This is a genomic window from Nocardioides sp. TF02-7 (assembly GCF_022437945.1).
In the GTDB taxonomy this organism is placed as follows: Bacteria; Actinomycetota; Actinomycetes; order Propionibacteriales; family Nocardioidaceae; genus Nocardioides.
Window position 1 is genome coordinate 1,506,491 of record NZ_CP092535.1, and the last position, 18,689, is coordinate 1,525,179.

The window sequence follows — 18,689 nt, forward strand, 5'->3', positions numbered from 1 at the left end:
GTCACCGTCGGGCGCTGTCGAGGTAGCGCAGCACCGCGGTGACCCGGCGGTCGCTGGCGTCGGAGGGCGGCAGGTCGAGCTTGGCGAAGATCGACCGGATGTGCTTGTGCACCGCGCCGTCGGTGACGACCAGCCGCTCGGCGATCGCGGCGTTGCCCCAGCCCTCGGCCATCAGCGCGAGCACCTCCAGCTCCCGCGCGGTGAGCCGGGCCATCCGCTGGTCCGGCCGGGCGACCAGCTGCCCGACGACCTCCGGGTCGATGGCGGTGCCGCCGGCGGCGACCCGGTCGAGTGCCTGCACGAAGGTCTCGACACGGCCGACCCGCTCCTTGAGCAGGTAGCCGAGCCCGTCGCTGCCCTGGGCGAGGAGGTCGGTGGCGAACGCCTGCTCGACGTACGCCGACAGCACCAGCACCGCGAGCCCGGGGAACCGGTCCCGCGCCCGGACGGCGGCACGGATCCCCTCGTCGGTGTGGGTGGGCGGCATCCGGACGTCGACGACGGCGACGTCGGGCGCGTGCTGCTCGAGCGCGGCGAGCAGCGCGTCGCCGTCGCCGACCGCGGCCACCACGTCGTAGCCCTCGGCGGTCAGCACGGCGGCGATGCCCTCGCGCAGCAGCGGGTCGTCCTCCGCGATCACGATCCGCACGGCACCTCTCCCTCCACCACCGTCGGTCCCCCAGCAGGGCTGGTCAGCCCCCACGTCCCGTCCATCGCCTCCATCCGTCCGCGCATCCCGGCGAGGCCGGAGCCGGCGCGCTCGGCGGCGCCGCCGACACCGTCGTCCTCCACCCGGAAGCGGAGCCGGTCGCCGGTGCGGCGCACGACGACGTGCACGCGGGTCGCGCCGCTGTGGCGGGCCACGTTGGTGAGCGCCTCGGCGACGGCGTAGTAGACCGTCGCCTCGACCGACGCCGGGCTGCGCTCGGGGACGTCGACCTCCGTGGTGCACGGCACCGGCGACGCCGCCGCCAGGCCGTGGACGGCGCCCGCGAGCCCCCGGTCGGCCAGCACCGGCGGGAGGATGCTGCGGACGACGGCGCGGAGCTCGCCGAGCGCCAGCTCGGCGGCGTCCTGCGCCTGGCCGAGCAGCCGGTCGGCGGCGTCGGGTCCCCGGGTCGCGAGGCTGCGGCGGGCGGCGCCGAGGAGCACGGTCGTGGCGACGAGCCGGTTCTGGGCGCCGTCGTGCAGGGAGCGCTCGATCCGCCGCAGCTCCGCGGCGTGCGCGTCGAGGGCCGCGGCGCGGGTGCGGGTCAGCTCGGCGACCCGCAGCGCCAGGTCGGCCTCCGCGGCCAGCAGCAGCCGGCGGTTGACGCGCAGCTGGCGTCGCGCGGCCGGCGGGCCGAGCAGCACGGTGACGACCGCCCAGGCCAGGCCGAGCGCCACGACGGCCGGCACGCCCGTCCACTCCCGCACCACCCAGAACCCCAGCGACGGGCTCGCGTAGCCCGGCGGGATCGCCCACCACCACAGCGGGAAGGTCAGGTCGCGCACCGCCGAGAACGGCGCGAGCACCGCCAGGAAGCCGACGCCGAACCCCCCGGTCGCGTGCCGCAGCAGCCAGACCAGCTCGCGGCGGGTGGCGGGGTCGCGCAGCGCCGGCCGCAACCGCTCGGGACGCGCCGGTGGCACCGGCACGTCCGCGCCCCCACCGCGCCAGCCGCGCCCGCTCGCGGTCGGCCAGCGCGTGCAGCGCCCGCAACGCCGGCGGCCCGACGTACCGGCCGAGGCCGAGGAGGGTCGCCACCGCCACCGGCACCAGCAGGAGTGCCAGCCCCAGGCCGAGCAGCGCGGTGCCCAGGCCGCCGATGAGCTGCTCGAGGGCGCGCAGCACGGCGCGCGGCGCGTGCGTCGTCGCGCGCGGGGCTGCCGACCCTTCCACGTGCCTCACCTCGGTGCTCGGTGCCGTCCCTTCCGGGTCAGGACAGTACGGCGGCCGGCGCCGGATGCCACGCACCGGCGGCGAAGAGTAGTGCCTGCTGTACCACCGACCGGCCAGCCAGCGGGATCGATCGGCGGCGCCGGCGTCACGAGACTCGAGTCATCGAGCGAACCACCGACGAAAGGACCTCGTGATGTCCCTCCCCCACCTCCGTCCCCGCCTCCCCGGCCGGGTGGCCGCGGCCGCGCTCGCGGCCTCGCTCGCCCTCGGTCTCGGCGGGGGCACCGGCCCCAGCGGCACCGGCCGCCGACCGGCCAGCCACCGGCGCCGACACCACCAGCGCCACCAGTGCCGCCAGTACCGCCACCGAGCCGGACCGCGGCGCGGCCCGCCGGATCCAGCGGCGGCTCGACCGGCTGGTCACCGACACCGGCTTCCCGGGCGTGGTCGCGTCGGTGCGGGACGCCTCGGGCCGGGTCCGCACCTACACCGCGGGCACCTCCGACCTGCGGACCGGCGCGCCGGTGCGCAAGGACTCGCGGGTCCGGATCGCCAGCAACACCAAGATGTTCACCGCCGCCGCCGTGCTCCAGCTGGTCGCCGACGGGAAGGTCTCGCTGGGCGCACCGGTCGAGCGGTACCTCCCCGGCGTCGTCCGAGGCAAGGGGCAACGACGGCCGGCGGATCACCGTCCGGCAGCTGCTCCGCCAGACCAGCGGCCTGCCCGACTACGACGGGCTGGTCATCGAGGCGGGTGGCTCGATGAGGGCGGTCGCCCACACCTACTTCGAGCCGCGCCAGCTCGTCGACGCCGCGCTCGCCGAGCGCCGGCACTTCCGGCCCGGCAAGCGTTGGGAGTACAGCAACACCAACTACGTGCTGCTCGGCCTGATCGTGCAGCGCGTGACCGGACGGCCCGTCGCCGAGGTGCTGCACCGCCGCATCATCGAGCCGCTCGGTCTCGACGACACGTACTGGCCGCGTGAGGGCGAGCAGCGGATCCGCGGGCCGCACCCCCGTGGCTACCTCGCCGACGCACCGGGCGCCCCGTGGGTGGACATCACGCGCCTCGACCCGTCGCTCGGCTGGGCGGCCGGCCAGCTGGTCTCGACGCCCGCCGACCTCGGTCGGTTCATGGAGGCGCTGCTCGGCGGCGAGCTGCTGCCGCCGGCCCAGCTGCGGGCGATGAAGCGCACCGTCCGCGCGCCGGGCTTCGACGCCCGTCCCGGCTGGCGCTACGGCCTCGGCGTGGCCCGCCACCGGCTCCCCTGCGACACCGTCGGCTGGGGCCACGGCGGCGACATCCAGGGCTTCGAGACCCGCAACCTGGTGACGCCCGACGGCCGCTGGGCGGTGGTCGCGGTGACCGGCCTGCCGACGTCGATGGCGATGCTGGCCGACGTCAGCGACGCGGTGGCCGACCTGGTCTGCGCGTCCTGATCCACGAGGTCGTCAGGGTGAGAGTGGCCTATACGTCACTCTCACCCTGACGACTGCCCGTCTGCGGGCGGGCGGCGGTCCATCACGAAGCTCGCGTGGTGCAGCAGGTCGCCCTCCCAGCGCCCGAACGCCCAGAAGCCGCTGTCGTCGAGGTAGACGACCTGGTCGCCCGCGACCCAGTACCGCCCGGTGTAGGCGTCGGCCCGCCCACTGCGGGTCTCCGTGTAGCGGCCGTCCGGCAGCAGGTGCTGCACGAGCGCGTGGCCGTCGTCGTGCCAGGCGCCGACGGCCCGCGCCGTCCCCGCCTCGTCACCGGGCCCCGGATCCCGCCGCGCCCGACCGTCCCGCGCGACCACCTCCCCGCGCAGCACCACCGCCGCCAGGTCCGGCGGCCGCACGACCAGCCCGATCGGGTCGCCGTACGACGCCCGCAGGCCGCGCACGACCGCGAACGTCTCGGGCCCGCCGAGGTCGACCACCACCGCGCCCGGCCCCGCTCGTCGCAGGAGCTCGTCGGCTGTCACGTGCTCGGCGGGGTGTCCGGCGTCGGGTCCACGACCCCATCGTCCCCGAGGTCGTCAGGGTGAGAGTGGCCGATAGGTCACTCTCACCCTGACGACTGCCCGTCTGCGGGTGGGCGACGTGGCACAGTGACCACGTGATCACCGCAGCCGGGCTGGCCGACGCGCTGGCGCCCGCGGTGGTGGAGCTGGCGCAGCCCGGCGAGGACCGGCCGGTGCTGGGGGTGGAGATCGTGGAGGCGGGCGGTCCCGCCACGGTCGACCGCGGCGACGTCGTCGTCGGGGTCGGCGCCCGCGACGTGACCGAGGTGCTCGAGGTGGTGGCCGCGGCCGCGCCGGCTGCCGGCCTGGTGCTGCGGCGTACCTGGGCCGACGACGAGCGGGTCCGCAGCCGGTGCGCGGCCGCGGGGCTCCCGCTGCTCACGGTCGCCGACGACGCCGCCTGGTCGTCGGCCCTCACGGTGCTCCGCAGCGCGCTCGAGGCGGCGACCACCGGGCCGGGACGCGCGGGCGACCGGGTCTACGGCGACCTGTTCGACATGGCCGACCGGATCGGCGCGCTCCTCGGTGCGCCGGTGACCATCGAGGACGCCACGTCACGGGTGCTGGCCTACTCGACCGGGCAGGTGGACGTCGACCAGGCGCGGATGTCGACGATCGTCGGCCGCCGGGTGCCGCGGGAGGTGCGCGACCACTTCCGCTCCCTCGGCGTGTTCCGCCGGCTGGCCACGTCCGACGAGCCGTTCTTCGTGCCCGCGGGCGCGGAGGACGTGCGGGCGCGGTACGTCGTCCCGGTGCGGGCCGGCGGCGAGTGGCTGGGGTCGGTGTGGGCGGTCGTCGACGAGCCGGTGGCAGCCGACCGGGCGCGCGAGCTCGGCGCCGCCACCGAGGTGGTGGCCCTCCTCCTGCTCCGGCTCCGGTCGCAGAGCGAGCTGCACCGCCAGGTGCAGCGCGACCAGGTGCGGTCGGTGCTGCAGGGCGCCGCGACCGAGCGGCCGGACTGGCTGGAGGACGGGCCGTGGCGGGTCGCCGCGGTGGCCGGGCCCGCGAACCTCGGCGTCGACGCGCGGTGCGAGCTGTGGCTCGGGCTCGCGCGCAAGCACGGGTGGCGCCAGCCGGCCGTCGCCGACCTCGACGGCGTGCTCTACGCGGTGGTGGCGGACGACGGCACCGGTCCGGGCTGCCTCGACTGGCTCGCCGACGTCGTCGCCGCCGAGCGGCGGCGCGACCCCGCCGTCGGGATGTACGTCGGCCGGCGGGCCGCCACGGTCGGCGAGCTGCAGCGGTCGCGCGCGGAGGCGGCCGAGCTCGGTGGGCTCGGCGCGCCGGACCGCCCGGTGCTGTCGGTGGACGAGGCCTGGGGCGCCCTGGTGCTCTCCCGGGCCGTCGACGGGCTGGCGCACCGGCCGCTCGTGTCGCCCGTCGCCGAGCTCGCCGGCGCGAAGGACGGCGCGCTCCTGCTCGCGACGCTCGAGGCCGTCGTCGACTACTGGGGCGAGCCGCAGCGGGCAGCCCACGTCCTGGGCGTGCACCCCAACACGGTGCGGCACCGGACCGCGCGGATCACCGCCCGGTGCGCGGTCGACCTCGACGACCCGGTCCAGCGACTCGCGGTACGCCTCGAGCTGGCCCGGCTGCGCCGCGGCGGGGAGCTCGGCACCCCCTGACCCGCCCTTGCCCAGGCTCCGGACTCCCGGTCAGCGCAGCGGGTCGACCGCGCGCAGCGCGTCCGGGGTGACCCCGGTGGCGACCTGCTCGGCGAGCAGCTTGCCGGTGACGGGACCGAGGGTGATGCCCCACATGCCGTGGCCGCCGGCGACGAAGACGCGCGGGTCGTTGGTCGCGCCGACCAGCGGCAGGCCGTCGGCGGTGCACGGCCGGGCACCCACCCACTCGTCCTCGCGCTGGTCGAGGTGGGCGCCCTTGAGGAGCGTGCTCGCCTCGGTGACCAGGGCCTGGATCCGCCGCGGGTCGAGCGGTGCTCCGGCGTCGCGGAACTCCATCATCCCGGCGATCCGCAGCCGGTCGCCGAGCGGCGTGCAGGCGACCCGCTGCTTCGGGAAGTAGACCGGCCCCCGGGGCAGGTCGTCGATCTTGATCGTGAACGAGTAGCCGCGGCCGGCCTGCACGACGCGACGCACGCCGACGCTGCGCCCGAGCCTGCCCAGCCAGGCCCCGGTCGCGACGACGACGGCGTCGTAGGTCTCCCCGGCGACGACGACGCCGCCGGTCGTGGAGCCGACGGCCTCGACCTCGGTGCCGCCGAGGATCCGGCCGCCGCGCGCCCGGACGGAGTCCGCGATCGCCCGCACGTAGGCGGCGGGGTCGACGTACCGCTCGTCGCGGATCCGGATCGCGACCCCGATGTCGTCTCCGAGCGCGGGCTCGTCGCGGCGGGCGTCGGCGCCGTCGACGACGTCGAACCGGACGTCCTGGCCGCAGGCCCGGATGTGCTCGAACTCCTCCAGCAGCGCCCGGCTGTCCTCGGCGGTGCGGAAGGCGGCGGTGAACGGCTCGGCCGCCTTGGTGCGGGCGGTGACGCCGCCCTCCTCCATCTCTGCGAACGCGGCGAGCGCCCCGTTGTTGAGCGGGATCAGCGTCCGCATCGCCTGCTGCCACCGCTTCGGCGTGCAGTTGCGCGCGAACGCGATCAGGAACCGCAGCAGCCGCGGGTCGGCGGTCGGCGGCACGTACACCGGCGACGACGGGCTCAGCACGGCGCGGACGCCGTACTTGAGCACCGACGGCTCGGGGAGCGGCACCGCGATGCTCGGCGTCAGCCAGCCCGCGTTGCCCCAGCTCGAGCCGGCGGCGACGTCGTCGCGGTCGAGCACGGTGACGTCGACGCCGTGCTCCTGGAGGTACCACGCCGTCGACAGGCCCACCATCCCGGCACCCAGGACGGCCACCCGCTGCGGACGCTGCACGTTGTTGTCCATGTCTCCATGGTCGGCGAGCAGCCGGCCGGGCCTGTTGCCCCGCGAGCACATTCCGCGGCCCGCGGACTGTGCTCCGGCGACAACGTGACGGCACGGTGGCGGGTATGCGCCGGCGCGGGCCGGGCAACGCTGCTGCGTGGCCTCCCCCGATCCTGGCCCCGCCCCCGGACCCGGGTACGGCGGCCGGGTGCTGCTGACGTTCGGTCACGGCACCACGCCCGCCGTCGACCTCGTCCGGCTGCTGCGGGAGGCGTCGGTCGGCCGGGTCGTCGACGTGCGGCGCTTCCCCGGGGAGCAGGCGCGACCCGGAGGTCGCCGGCGAGGCGTTCGCCGCCCGGCTCGAGGCGGCGGGCATCGATTACCGCTGGGAGCCGCGCCTCGGCGGGCGGCGGCGGGTCCCCGACGGCCAGGACCCGTCGGTCGACGCCTGGTGGCGGGTGGCGGCCTTCCGTGCCTACGCCGCCCACACCCGGACGCCCGACTTCCGGGCCGCCCTCACCGAGCTCCTCGCCGAGCTGCGTCCGGACCCCCGGGTCGCGGTCATGTGCAGCGAGACCGTGTGGTGGCGCTGCCACCGCCGCCTGATCAGCGACGCGACCGTCCTCCTCCACGGCGTCCCGGTGCTCCACCTCGGCCACGACGGCCGGCTCTCGTCACACCCCGTGGCCGAGGGTGCGGTCGTCGTCGACGGCGAGCTGCGGTACCCGCCGGGGTAGCAGCGGCCGGGTCACGCGACCTCGTGCCACTCCCGGCCCTCGCGGCCGAGCAGGTGGGCGGCGTCGAGCGGACCGATCCCACCCCCTGCGTAGGGCGCGGGTCGCCCCGGCGACCGCTCCCACCGCCGGGCGATCGGCTCGACCCACTCCCAGGCGGCCTCCACCTCGTCGCCGCGCACCAACCGGGTCAGGTCGCCGTCGACCGCGTCGAGCAGGAGGCGGGCGCGGGCCCGGGCACCGACCACGGCGGCGGGGGCGGGGTGCTCCCGCACGGACCCGGCCCGCCCCGAGCCCTCCTGACCCTCCGACGCCCCCGCGTGCCACACGGCGCGCTCGCCGTCGGCGTACGCCACGACGACGCTGCAGGCGTCACTGCGCAGCCCGGTGCCGGTGCGGAGGTAGAACGGCACGCCGTCCCACCCGGGCGCGTCGACCTCGGCCCGCAGCGCCACGAACGTCTCCGTCCGGCGCTCGGTGTCGCGCAGCCGGCGCGGGCGGTGACCGGGCCGCGGCGGCGGGACCGCGCGCCCGCGCACCGTCCAGCGGTCGACGTCGCCCTCGGTCATCGGCCGGAGCGAGCGCAGCACCTCGAGCCGCGCGTCCCGCACCGCCTCGGCCCCCGGACGGGTGGCCGGGGCCATCGCCACCGCACTCACCAGGCTCAGGCCGTGGCTCTGCACCATGTGCCGCAGCACCCCGTGCCCCGGGTCGGTCGCCGCCGCCTCCGCCCTGGCCACCGTGACCTGGACGTGGTCGACCGGCCCGGCCCGGCCGAGCACCGAGGAACGCAGCCGGTCCGCCTCGCCGAGCACCGGGTCCAGCCGGAACGCCCGGTCCTCCGCGAACGTGGCGGTGACCGCACGCGCGATCCCCCGGGCCGAGCCCAGGTTGTGGCCGACCGGCGCCTCGAGCAGCGCGCCGGAGCGGGGCCGACGGAGCTCCCACCGGCGGAGCCCGGCGCACACCAGCCGGGCGCCGACCGGCGACCGGGGCAGGCCGAACAGGTGGACGCCGCCGTCGAGCGACCCGTTCCGCTCCAGCGTCCGGGCGAGTCGGCTCCAGTGCACCTCGTTGGTCGGGTCGAGCTCGACCCGGTCGACCCGCGCCAGCAGCCGGTCGACGACCCCGTCCTCCAGGCTGTCACCGAGAGCGGCCTGCACCGCCCGGCGCAGTCCGGCGCGGTACGCCGACCGGTCGAGCGGCCGCGACGACACCGCGACCACCCGGCCGGCGGGCTCGAGCAGGCCGTCCTGCTCGAGCACCGTCAGTGCGGGCAGCAGCCGCCGCACGAACTGCCGGCTCGTGGCGCCGAAGACGGTGAGGTCGACCCGGTCGTTCATCGCTTAGTCGGCCGCGGGGCTCGCCGGCCGTCGACCTCCGCCCGGTCCTCAGTCCTCGGTCGCGAACGCGGCGTCGAACGCCGCCTCGGGCGCGTCGAACGCCAGCCGCCGGACGAACTCCAGCGCCTCCGGCGCGCCGACGAGCCGGTCCATGCCGGCGTCCTCCCACTCCACGGAGATCGGGCCGTCGTAGCCGATGGTGTTGAGCATCCGGAAGCAGGCCTCCCAGGGCACGTCGCCGTGGCCGGTCGACACGAAGTCCCAGCCGCGGCGCGGGTCGGCCCACGGCAGGTGCGAGCCGAGCCGCCCGTTGCGTCCGTTGCCGACCTGGCGCTTCGCGTCCTTGCAGTCGACGTGGTAGATCCGGTCGCGGAAGTCCCAGAGGAACCCGACCGGGTCGAGGTCCTGCCAGACGAAGTGGCTGGGGTCCCAGTTGAGCCCGAACGCCGGGCGGTGGCCGATCGCCTCCAGCGCGGCCTGGGTGGTCCAGTAGTCGTAGGCGATCTCCGAGGGGTGCACCTCGTGGGCGAAGCGCACGCCGCACTCGTCGAAGACGTCGAGGATCGGGTTCCACCGGTCGGCGAAGTCGCGGTAGCCGGCGGCCACCATCTCCTCCGACGCGGGCGGGAACATCGCGACGTACTTCCAGATCGAGGACCCGGTGAAGCCCACCACGGTCTTGACGCCGAGAAGCTGCGCGGCCCGGGCGGTCATCTTCATCTCCTCCGCGGCGCGCTGCCGGACGCCCTCGGGGTCGCCGTCGCCCCCAGATCCGGGCCGGCAGGATCGCCTGGTGCCGGGCGTCGATCGGGTCGTCGCAGACGGCCTGGCCCTTGAGGTGGTTGGAGATGGTGAACAACTGCAGCCCGTACTTCTCCAAGAGGTCGAGCTTGCCCTGCACGTAGCCGTCGTCCTCCGCCGCCTGCCAGGGGTCGAGGTGGTCACCCCAGCACGCGATCTCGAGGCCGTCGTACCCCCACTCGGCAGCGAGGCGGGCGACCTCCTCGAACGGCAGGTCGGCCCACTGGCCGGTGAACAGCGTGATCGGTCGTGGCATCTTGTCCTCCAGGTTGTCGGCGGTTCAGGGCGGGGGTCGGTAGGTGCGGCCGGCGCCCGGGGCGGAGCGCATGTGCCCCGGGCGGCCGACCGCAGGAGGCGCCGTGGCGGCCGCCCCCTTGCCCGCGACCGACCGCGCCCTCCCGCCCCCCGGTGGAGCCGAACCACCGGGGGCCGGGTGCTCCGACCCCGTGCGGGGCCGGTGCAGGGTCACGATCGGTCACGGACGTTCACTCATCCCTGGCTCAGAGCTTCCGCTTGAGCTGTCGGGACACGTCCCGCAGGGCCACCCGTGCCGACCGGTCGTCGGCGCGTCGGCCCAGCTGGGCGTAGGTGGTCAGGGCCTTGCGGGCCTGGCGCACCTTGTTCTTCCGGTCGAACCGTGCGGCGTTGACCAGCTGGCGGGTCATCTTGCGCGCCACCTTGGGTGCCAACCGGTCTTCCTGGTCCAACCGCGCGACCAGCTGACGGGCGCCACGGTAGGTCGGGACCACGCGGAAGGTCATCCGCTGGGTCGTGACGTTGCCGGCCGCGTCGGTGACGGTGACCACCACGCGGTGGCGGCCGGACAGCAGCGCGACGGCGTCCACGACGTACGGCGCGGTCAGCGCCTTGCCGTCGACCTTCACGACCTGCCGGGCCACGCCAGAGGCCTGGTCACCGACGGTGAGGCGGAGCCGACGCTGAGCGGCGACGCTGAGCTGGTCGCCGTTCTTGACGCCCTTCACTGCGAGCGTCGGCGCGGTCGCGTCGATCTTCACCGTGACCGCGGCCGGCTCCGACTGGGTTCCCTCGGAGTCGGTGGCGCGGAACTCGACGGTGTGCTCACCGTCCTCGTCCACCACGACCGGCTCGGTGGAGGCGACCCAGTCGCCACCGTCGACGCGGTGCTCGAGCTCCACGTCGCCCACGCCGCCGGTCGCCGTCGCGGGGACGGTGACCGGGCCGCGGTACCAGCCGTTCTTCCCCGTCGGCGCCTCGGGAGAGACGGTGGTCTCCACCACGGGCGCCTCACCGCCGGGCTCGCACGGGGTCGCCGTGTCGTCCGGGGTGACGAGGAAGTAGTCGAAGTGCGCGGTCAGCGGAACGGCCGCCGCCTGGTTGGCGAGGGCGTAGAGACCCATCCGGGGGCTCGTTGATCCCCCTGCAGCGAGCGGGTGCCGGCGACCTGGACGTAGTCCTGGCCGTCACGGCTGTAGGACGCGCTCACGTCGAGGCCGTTCTCGCTGGAGAGCCGCAGCCAGACCGTGCTGGGGTAGTCGGCCCCGAGCCCGCTGGAGTTGGTCTCCGTCGCGGTCCCCGCGAGCTCCGACGCGAACTGGATGATGTTGGCCGACCGGTCCGGGGAGTTCGCCCGGCCCTGGAGGGACAGCTTCATGTAGTTGTCGTCGTCGCCGTAGAGGATCAGGCCGGCCTGCTGGTAGGCGCGCTCGGCCTCGATGGTGACCTTCGTCGTGATCGTGAACGCACCACCCGGGAGGTGCTGCAGCACGATGTTCGGCGTCGGCGTGCCACCGGAACCGTAGATGTCGGTCGCCGTGAGCGGGATGTGCAGCTGGCCGTCGGACACGGTCAGCTCCTGGTTGACCCGCACCGAGGAGTCCCAGCGCTCGACGTCGAGCGCGTCGCCGACGAAAGTCGTCGGACCGGCCGTTGAAGCACGACGGCAGGTCCTCGGCCACGGTGATCCGGATCGTCCGGGTCGACGTCGCACCACGCGAGTCGGTCGCGGTGACCCGCGCGTCGTAGACGCCCGGCGCCGTGTAGGTGTGGCTCGGGTTGGCGCCCTGAGCCGTCCCACCGTCGCCGAACACCCACGCGAACTCGATCGGCGTGTCACCGTCGGGGTCGGTCGCCTCCGCGGAGAACGAGACCTCGAGCGGAGCGGGGCCCGACGTCACGTCGGCCTCGGCCGTGAGATCCGGGCGCTGGTTCTCGGTGACACCCCGCCCGTTGAACTCGATCCAGTTGACGTTGGACCCGCCGGCCACCTGCACGAAGTACAGCGGGCCGCTCTCGGTGTGCTCGCCCTCCAGGTCGGCCGTGACCGTCTGGTAGGTCTGCCAGGCACCGGTGTCGGGCACCTCGATGGTCGCCACCGTCGGGCCGTCCGCCGCACCCTTCCGGACCTCCCAGGTCGCTCCGCCGTCGTTGGGCGAGGCGGCCCGCAGGCCGATCGAGTCGATGTTCGTCAGGTTCATGACGTCCCAGGCGATCCAGTCGCCGGCCTCGATGAAGCCGATGTTCTGGCCACCGCCGGCGCTGTCGCCGGTGGTCTCGGTCGTCACACCGGGGTCACCGGTGGCCGTCGAGTCGGCCAGCCGCCCGGTCTCGTCGAAGAACTCCGCCTCCTTGTGCTTCGTGTGCAGCACCACCGTGTCCATGGTGGTCAGCTCGGAGACGCCCTCGGCGCCCTTGTCGGTGTACTTGGCGGTGATGGTGCCGAAGATGTTGGCACCGACGTGGCCCTCGTCACCGGGGGAGCGGGAGGGTGCCCTCACAGCCGCGGTACTGCTCGTAGCCGTGGTTGTGCTCGTCGTGGCCGAGCGCCGGCTGCACGATGACGTCGTTGCAGTCGATCTCGCCGTCCTCGACGTCGCTGACCTCCACCCGGTAGTCCATGGTGTCGCCGAAGTCGAAGAACCCGCCGTCCACCGGAGCCACCAGCTCCACGACCGGGGCCGTGTTGCCGACGACGATCTCGACGTTGGCGACGGCCGTCCGGCCGCCCTCGTCGGTCACCGTGAGCCGGGCGGTGTAGTCGCCCTCCTCCTCGTAGGTGTGGGTCACCGTCTCCTCGGTGCTGTCGACCTCGCCGTCACCGTCGACGTCCCACTCGAAGGTGAGCGGGGAGCCGTCCGGGTCGTGGGACTCGGAGCCGTCGAACTGCACGGTCAGCGGCGCGGGCCCGGACGTCTGGTCGGCGACGGCCCTGGCGACGGGAGCGCGGTTGCCCTCCACGTAGTCGATCCGGTAGATGCCGGAGTCGGCGTTGTTGCCGTTGAAGCCGCTGCCCCACTCGATCATGTAGAGCGCGCCGTCCGGCCCGAACTGGAGGGCGTGCGGACGCACCATCGACATCCCGGCGAAGAGCCGGCTGACGTCGACGACCTCGTCGTGGTCCTCGTTCATCTGGACCTCGAACAGGCGGCTGTCGTTCCAGTCGGCCCAGATCGCCTTGCCGTCGAAGTACTCCGGCCACTTGCGGTCGGACTCCAGGTCGGGGTCGAAGGCGTAGGTGCCCGACGTCATCGGCGCACCGCTGCCGCCGATCTCCGGGTTGCCGGTGGTCGACTTGCCCTGCCACATGTCGGCGGGGATCGCCGGCGGCAGCTCGGTCAGACCCGTGTTGTTGGGCGAGTCGTTGACCGGGGCGTCGCAGTCGTACTTCGGGCCGGAGGTCTGGGTGGCGAAGTTGTAGTCGTTGTACGCCGCGTTGGCGCCGTGGCAGTAGGGCCAGCCGTAGTTGCCGGGCTCGGACAGGATGTTCCACTCCACCCGGCCGTCAGGACCCCGGTTCGCGTTCTCCGAGCCGGCGTCCGGCCCGTAGTCGGCGACCAGGAGGTTGCCGGTCTGCTCGTCGAGGCCGATCCGGAACGGGTTGCGGAAGCCCATCGCGAACACCTCGGGACGGGTCTTGTCGTCGGCGTCGTCGGCCTCGGGGAACAGGTTGCCCTCGGGGACGTCGTAGCCGCCCTCGTCGAGCGGGGTGATGCGCAGCACCTTGCCGTTGAGGCTGTTGGTGTTGCCCGAGGTCCGCTGGGCGTCCCACGCCGACCGGCCCTCGCGCTCGTCGATCGGCGAGTACCCGCCCGAGTCGAACGGGTTGGTGTTGTCACCGGTGGCGATGTAGAGGTTGCCGTCGAGGTCGAACTCCAGCGCACCGCCGGCGTGGCAGCACTGCTGGCGCTGGGTCGGGATCTCGATGATCTCCGTCGCGCTGTCCATGTCGAGCGTGTCGCCCTCCATGGTGTAGCGCACCACCCGGTCCTCCGACTCCCCACCGGCCGGCGAGTAGTAGAGGTAGACCCAGCCGTTGTCGGCGAAGTCGGGGTCGAGCGCGATGCCGAGGAGGCCGAACTCCTGGCCGGTGTAGACGTCGATCTCGCCGGCCGTCGTGACGGAGCCGTCGGTCCGGATCACCCGGACGTCGCCGTTGCGGTCGACGTAGACGACCCGGCCGTCGGGTGCGATCGCCAGCTCCATCGGGTTCGCGGTGTTGTCGTCGAGGGTGACCTTCTCGAAGCTGTCGAGCAGGCTCGCCGAGCAGTCGGCGTCCAGGACGCCCGCGGCGGTGCGGATGCCGCCGAGGATGTGGTCGAGGAACTCCGGCTCGCTGAACGACGCGTCGGTGTGGCCCATGCCGGTGTACCAGGACCGACCGCCCTCGTAGTCGTGGCACCAGGCGATCGGGTGCTCCACACCCATGTTGCCGCCGCTGTAGGACGTCTCGTCGAGCGACGCGAGGACGTGCACGTCACCACGCGGGTTGTCGCGGTAGTTGTACCACTCGTCGGTGCGCTCCCAGAGCGGCGGGAGGTCGTGGGTCGAGGGGTGCGCGTGGTCGTCGACCTTCACCGTCGCGTCGGGCGTGCCCGGCGGGTGGCCCTGGAAGTAGGCGCCCACCAGCTCGCCGTACCACGGCCAGTCGTACTCGGTGTCGGACGCGGCGTGGATGCCGGCGTAGCCGCCGCCGCCCTCGATGTAGCGCTCGAAGGCCCCCTGCTGCTCGTCGGTCAGGACGTCGCCGGTGGTCGACAGCCAGATCACGACCTCGTACTGCGCGAGGTTCTCGTCGGTGAAGTCAGCCCCGTCCTCCGTCGTGTCGACGGTGAACCCGTGCTCGGCACCCAGCTGCTCGATCGCGGCGATGCCTGCCGGGATCGAGCCGTGCCGGAACGCAGCGGTCTTGGAGAAGACCAGCGCGTCGAACGGCTCGGTCTCCCCGTGGTCCTCGTGTGCCTGGGCGGCGGGCGCCAGGGCAGTGGAGACAGCCGTCGCGCCGAGTGGCAGGACCACCAGGCCGGCTATCGACGTCGCGAGCACGCGGCGTGCTCCCGACGTCCATTTCGTGATGGGTGACATCACGACTCCCTTCAGGATGGGTTTGCTTGCGCTCCACTGGTCCGGGGCGGGTCCCCGGGCGTCGGCACCCTGGTGTGAGTTCGTCGTCTGCTAGCGAGCACCGAGGAGGTGCTCGAGGGCGAGCTGGTCCAGCACCTCCATTCCGACGCTCCGGCGCGCGAGCGCCTCGAGGTCGCGCTCCTCCGACCGCAGGTCGGCGAGCGACTCCCCGGGGGCGAGCGTGGGCTCCGCGAGCTCCGCGACCTTGGCGGCCTCGAGCGCGGCGGCGACCTCCGGGTCGGCGCGGAACGCCCGCACCCGCTCGCGCAGGATCAGGTAGTTGCGCATGCAGGCCCGGGCGGACTCCCACACCCCGTCGAAGTCCTCGGCGCGCGGCGGCTTGTAGTCGAAGTGGACGTAGCCGTCGTAGGTGCGGTCGGTCCCGGCGCCGAGGATGGCGTCGACGGTCCAGAACGCGCCGCGCAGGTTGCCCGCGCCGAACCGGAGGTCCTGGTCGAAGCGCGGCCCGTGCTGGCCGTTGAGGTCGATGTGGAAGAGCTTGTCGTGCCACAGCGCCTGCGCGATGCCCTGCGCGAAGTTGAGACCCGCCATCTCCTCGTGGCCGACCTCGGGGTTGAGGCCCACCATCTCGGGGTGCTCCAGCTCCGAGATGAACGCGAGCGCGTGGCCGATCGTCGGCAGCAGGATGTCTCCACGCGGCTCGTTGGGCTTCGGCTCGAGGGCGAACTTGAGGGAGTAGCCCTGCTCGAGCACGTAGTCGCAGAGGATGTCGAGCGACTCCTTCATCCGGTCCATCGCCGCGCCGACGTCCTTGCTGGCGCCGTGCTCGGCGCCCTCGCGGCCGCCCCACATCACGAAGGTGTCGGCGCCGAGGGAGGCGGCGAGGTCGACGTTGCGCAGCACCTTCGCCAGTGCGTGGCGTCGGACGCGCCGGTCGTTCGCGGTGAGCCCGCCCCTCCTTGAAGACGGGGTCGCTGAACAGGTTGGTGGTGACCATCTCGACCCGGATGCCGGTGTCGGCCAGCGCCTTGGTGAACCGGTCGAGGGTCTGCTGGCGCCGGGCGTCGTCGGGGAGCAGGTCGTCGTCGTGGAAGGAGACCGCTGCGGTCCCGAGCTCGGCGAGCTTGTGGGTCACCTCGACGGGGTCCATCGCCGGCCGGCTGGCCGGGCCGAAGACGTCGACGCCTTCCCCAGCCGACGGTCCAGAGGCCGAACGAGAACTTGTCCTGGGAGGTGGGGGTGTAGGCGGTCACTGGGGGATCTCCTGCCATGCGCGGGTGTCTGAGCTGGTCTCGACGGCGGCCAGGACGCGTTGGACCTGGAGGCCGTCGGAGAAGGACGGGTGGGGGGTCGGTGCCGGCGGCGACCGCCTCGACGAGGTCGACCACCTGGTGGGTGAAGCCGTGCTCGTAGCCGAGGACGTGGCCGGGTGGCCACCAGGCGCCGACGTAGGGGTGCTCCGGCTCGGTCACGAGGATCCGGCGGAAGCCGGCCACCGCGGACGGCTCGGTGGCGTCGTAGAGCTCGAGGACGTTCATGTCCTCGAAGTCGAAGGCCAGGCTCCCGGCCGAGCCGTTGATCTCGATCCGGATGGCGTTCTTGCGGCCGGTCGCGAACCGGGTGGCCTCGAAGACGCCGAGGGCACCGCCGTCGAACCGGGCGAGGAACATGGCGGCGTCGTCGACGGTGACGGGGCCGCGCTCCGAGGACGCGGTGCCGGAGAGACCCGAGTGCTCGGTCGCGAGCGGACGCTCCTTGACGAAGGTCTCGATGTGCCCCCACCACGGAGCGGATCCGGTCGCCGGTGATGAACTGGGTGAGGTCGATGATGTGCGCGCCGATGTCGCCGAGCGACCCCGAGCCTGCCTTGTCCTTGTCGAGCCGCCAGGAGAGCGGAGCCTCGGGATCGGCGATCCAGTCCTGGAGGTACTGCGCGCGGACGTGGCGGATCTCGCCGATCCGGCCCTCCTCGACCAGGCGTCGCGCCAGCGCGATGGCCGGGACCCGGCGGTAGGTGAAGCCGACCATCGCCCGGACCCCGCGCTCGGCCGCGGCGTCGGCGGCCGCGACCATCGCCTCGGCCTCCTCGACGGTGTTGGCCAGCGGCTTCTCGCACAGCACGTGCTTGCCGGCCGCGAGGGCGGCGATCGCGATCTCTGCGTGCGTGTGGCCGGGGGTGCACACGTCCACGAGGTCGATGTCGTCACGGTCGAGCGCGGTGCGCCAGTCGTCGGTGCTGTCGGCCCACCCCAGGCGAGCGGCGGCCTCGGCAGCGCGGGCGGCGTCACGGCCCACGACCAGCGACATCCGGACGTCGAGCGGCAGCTCGAAGAACCGCGGCGCCGTGCGCCACGCGTGGGAGTGGGCGGCGCCCATGAACGCATGCCCGACCATGGCGACGGCGAGGCTCGGTCTGGTGCCGCTGGAGGTGCTGCTCGGGGTGGTCATGCCAGGTTCTCCCATCGTTCGCAGGTCGCTGGTGGCCGGTGCGTCCGCCACGGGCAGAGGCGGACGCACCGGCGTCTTCGGGTCGTCAGTACGACGGCCGGCGGATCAGGACTCGAACGCCGTCTCGAGGTACTGGTCGACGTTCTCCTCGGTCACGACCGGGGCGTACAGCTGGATCGTCCGCGGCACCTCGACCTCGACCAGGTCGCTCATCGCCTTGCCCTGCACGAGCAGCCGGGCGATCTTGATGCCGTCGGCGGCCTGGGTGGAGGGGTAGATGACGGTCGCCTTCAGGACGCTGTCACCGGACTGGATCTCGCGCATCGCGTTGGCCGAGCCGGCGCCGCCGACCATGATGAACTCGTCGCGGCCGGCGTTCTCGATCGCCGCGAGCACACCGACGCCCTGGTCGTCGTCGTGGTTCCAGACGGCGTCGATCCTCGGCGCGGCCTGGAGCAGGTTGGAGGCTGCCTCCTCGCCGCCCTCGACCGTGAAGTCGGCGGCGACCCGGTTGTCGACGTCCTGCCCGCACTCCGACAGCGCGTCCTTGAAGCCCTCGCTGCGGTCCTGGGTCAGGGGCAGCGAGTCGATGCCCGCGATCTCCGCCACGACGGCGTCGGGGTCGTCCCCGACCTGCGAGCAGATGTACTGGCCGGCGGAGACCCCCATGCCGTAGTTGTCGCCGAGGATGGTCACCCGGGCGGCGTTGGGGTCGTTGAACTCGCGGTCGACGTTGATGACCGGGATGCCGGCCTCCATGGCCTCGAGCGCGACCGGCGTCATCGCCGCGCCGTCGAACGGCAGCAGGACGATCGCGTCGACGCCCTCGTTGATGAAGGTCTCCACCTGGCTGATCTGCAGGTTGACGTCGTTGGTGCCGTCGGCGACGCGCAGGTCGATGTCCTCGTACTGCTCGGCGATGCGCCGGGCGGACTCGGTGATCGACCCCATCCAGCCGTGGTCGGCGGCCGGGGCGGAGAACCCGATCACCACGGTGTCCCCGGCCTCGTCGTTGGACCCGTCGTCTGCCTCCGACGTGCCGCCGCGCAGGTCGGCGCCCTCGTCGGAGTCGTTGCCAGTGCAGGCGGCGAGGGCGAGGGTCGCGACGCCGGCGACGATGCCGACCCCGACCTTCTTGATGGGCAAGGACTTCATGGTGCTGCTCCCGTTCTTCCGGTTGGGATGGTGAGGTGTTGACGGCGTGTGCCTGTTGTCGGGTGTGCTGTCGCCCGCCACCGAGAACGGTGCTGTGGGCGTTCCGG

The 18,689-nt window shown here is 73.6% G+C and carries 14 protein-coding genes and 3 pseudogenes; 3 read left to right on the forward strand and 14 right to left on the reverse strand.

Translation table 11 applies throughout. The features are described 5' to 3' along the window. Position 1: 1 nt before the first annotated feature. The 3 genes from MF408_RS07675 to MF408_RS07685 all read right to left on the reverse strand — a co-directional run bounded on the left by MF408_RS07675 (position 2) and on the right by MF408_RS07685 (position 2,366). Positions 2 to 649, reverse strand: coding sequence for a response regulator transcription factor (locus MF408_RS07675; RefSeq protein ID WP_240250891.1), 648 nt, complete (start codon positions 647 to 649; stop codon positions 2 to 4). Next, positions 637 to 1,638, reverse strand: a complete 1,002-nt coding sequence (locus MF408_RS07680; RefSeq protein WP_345893871.1) for a sensor domain-containing protein — start codon at positions 1,636 to 1,638, stop codon at positions 637 to 639. Before MF408_RS07680 ends, MF408_RS07675 begins: the two co-directional genes overlap by 13 nt. Before the next feature lie 389 nt (positions 1,639 to 2,027). Further along, positions 2,028 to 2,366: a hypothetical protein gene (locus MF408_RS07685; protein ID WP_240252219.1), complete on the reverse strand. Its 339-nt coding sequence runs from the start codon at positions 2,364 to 2,366 to the stop codon at positions 2,028 to 2,030. Between MF408_RS07685 and MF408_RS07690 the strand changes: the two are divergent. After that, positions 2,338 to 3,322 (forward strand): annotated as a pseudogene (locus MF408_RS07690) (serine hydrolase domain-containing protein). The gene MF408_RS07685 and the pseudogene MF408_RS07690 sit on opposite strands and share 29 nt — an antisense overlap. Before the next feature lie 41 nt (positions 3,323 to 3,363). Here MF408_RS07690 and MF408_RS07695 read toward each other — a convergent pair. After that, positions 3,364 to 3,846: an Atu4866 domain-containing protein gene (locus tag MF408_RS07695; RefSeq protein ID WP_240250893.1), complete on the reverse strand. Its 483-nt coding sequence runs from the start codon at positions 3,844 to 3,846 to the stop codon at positions 3,364 to 3,366. Positions 3,847 to 3,980: 134 nt separating this feature from the next. Here MF408_RS07695 and MF408_RS07700 point away from each other — a divergent pair, with 134 nt between their 5' ends. After that, complete coding sequence (locus MF408_RS07700) at positions 3,981 to 5,510, forward strand: helix-turn-helix domain-containing protein (protein ID WP_240250894.1); 1,530 nt, start codon at positions 3,981 to 3,983, stop codon at positions 5,508 to 5,510. A gap of 30 nt (positions 5,511 to 5,540) precedes the next feature. Here the strand turns inward: MF408_RS07700 and MF408_RS07705 are convergent, their stop codons facing one another. Beyond that, the gene (locus MF408_RS07705) at positions 5,541 to 6,782 is read right to left on the reverse strand and encodes an FAD-dependent oxidoreductase (protein WP_240250895.1); all 1,242 of its coding nucleotides are present in this window, start codon (positions 6,780 to 6,782) and stop codon (positions 5,541 to 5,543) included. Between the two features lie 344 nt (positions 6,783 to 7,126). On the opposite strand from MF408_RS07705, the pseudogene MF408_RS07710 reads away from it, so the two are divergent. After that, positions 7,127 to 7,498 (forward strand): annotated as a pseudogene (locus MF408_RS07710) (DUF488 domain-containing protein); the annotation flags it as partial. Between the two features lie 11 nt (positions 7,499 to 7,509). On the opposite strand, the gene MF408_RS07715 reads toward MF408_RS07710, so the two are convergent. From MF408_RS07715 to MF408_RS07755, 9 genes and pseudogenes are all read right to left on the reverse strand, one after another. Then, a complete protein-coding gene (locus tag MF408_RS07715; protein WP_240250896.1) occupies positions 7,510 to 8,838 on the reverse strand; it encodes a hypothetical protein in 1,329 nt (442 codons plus the stop codon). 48 nt (positions 8,839 to 8,886) lie between these two features. After that, positions 8,887 to 9,552, reverse strand: a complete 666-nt coding sequence (locus MF408_RS07720) for a sugar phosphate isomerase/epimerase family protein (protein ID WP_240250897.1) — start codon at positions 9,550 to 9,552, stop codon at positions 8,887 to 8,889. A gap of 587 nt (positions 9,553 to 10,139) precedes the next feature. Further along, a complete protein-coding gene (locus tag MF408_RS07725; RefSeq protein WP_240250898.1) occupies positions 10,140 to 11,018 on the reverse strand; it encodes a hypothetical protein in 879 nt (292 codons plus the stop codon). Then, positions 10,973 to 11,734 (reverse strand): DUF1349 domain-containing protein, encoded by a 762-nt coding sequence (locus MF408_RS26745; protein ID WP_345893925.1) that lies wholly within the window; start codon positions 11,732 to 11,734, stop codon positions 10,973 to 10,975. The genes MF408_RS07725 and MF408_RS26745 overlap by 46 nt, the downstream gene beginning before the upstream one ends. Next, positions 11,634 to 12,278, reverse strand: a pseudogene (locus MF408_RS07735) (carbohydrate-binding protein); the annotation flags it as partial. The pseudogene MF408_RS07735 and the gene MF408_RS26745, both read right to left, overlap by 101 nt. Positions 12,279 to 12,366: 88 nt before the next feature. Beyond that, entirely contained in the window at positions 12,367 to 14,979 is a 2,613-nt protein-coding gene (locus MF408_RS07740) for a ThuA domain-containing protein (RefSeq protein ID WP_240250899.1), read from the reverse strand. A 90-nt stretch (positions 14,980 to 15,069) separates the two neighbouring features. Continuing rightward, a complete protein-coding gene (locus MF408_RS07745; protein WP_345893926.1) occupies positions 15,070 to 15,891 on the reverse strand; it encodes a TIM barrel protein in 822 nt (273 codons plus the stop codon). A 219-nt stretch (positions 15,892 to 16,110) separates the two neighbouring features. Next, positions 16,111 to 17,427, reverse strand: coding sequence for a Gfo/Idh/MocA family oxidoreductase (locus MF408_RS26750; RefSeq protein WP_345893872.1), 1,317 nt, complete (start codon positions 17,425 to 17,427; stop codon positions 16,111 to 16,113). Between the two features lie 105 nt (positions 17,428 to 17,532). Next, positions 17,533 to 18,582: a substrate-binding domain-containing protein gene (locus MF408_RS07755; RefSeq protein WP_240250900.1), complete on the reverse strand. Its 1,050-nt coding sequence runs from the start codon at positions 18,580 to 18,582 to the stop codon at positions 17,533 to 17,535. Positions 18,583 to 18,689 lie beyond the last annotated feature (107 nt).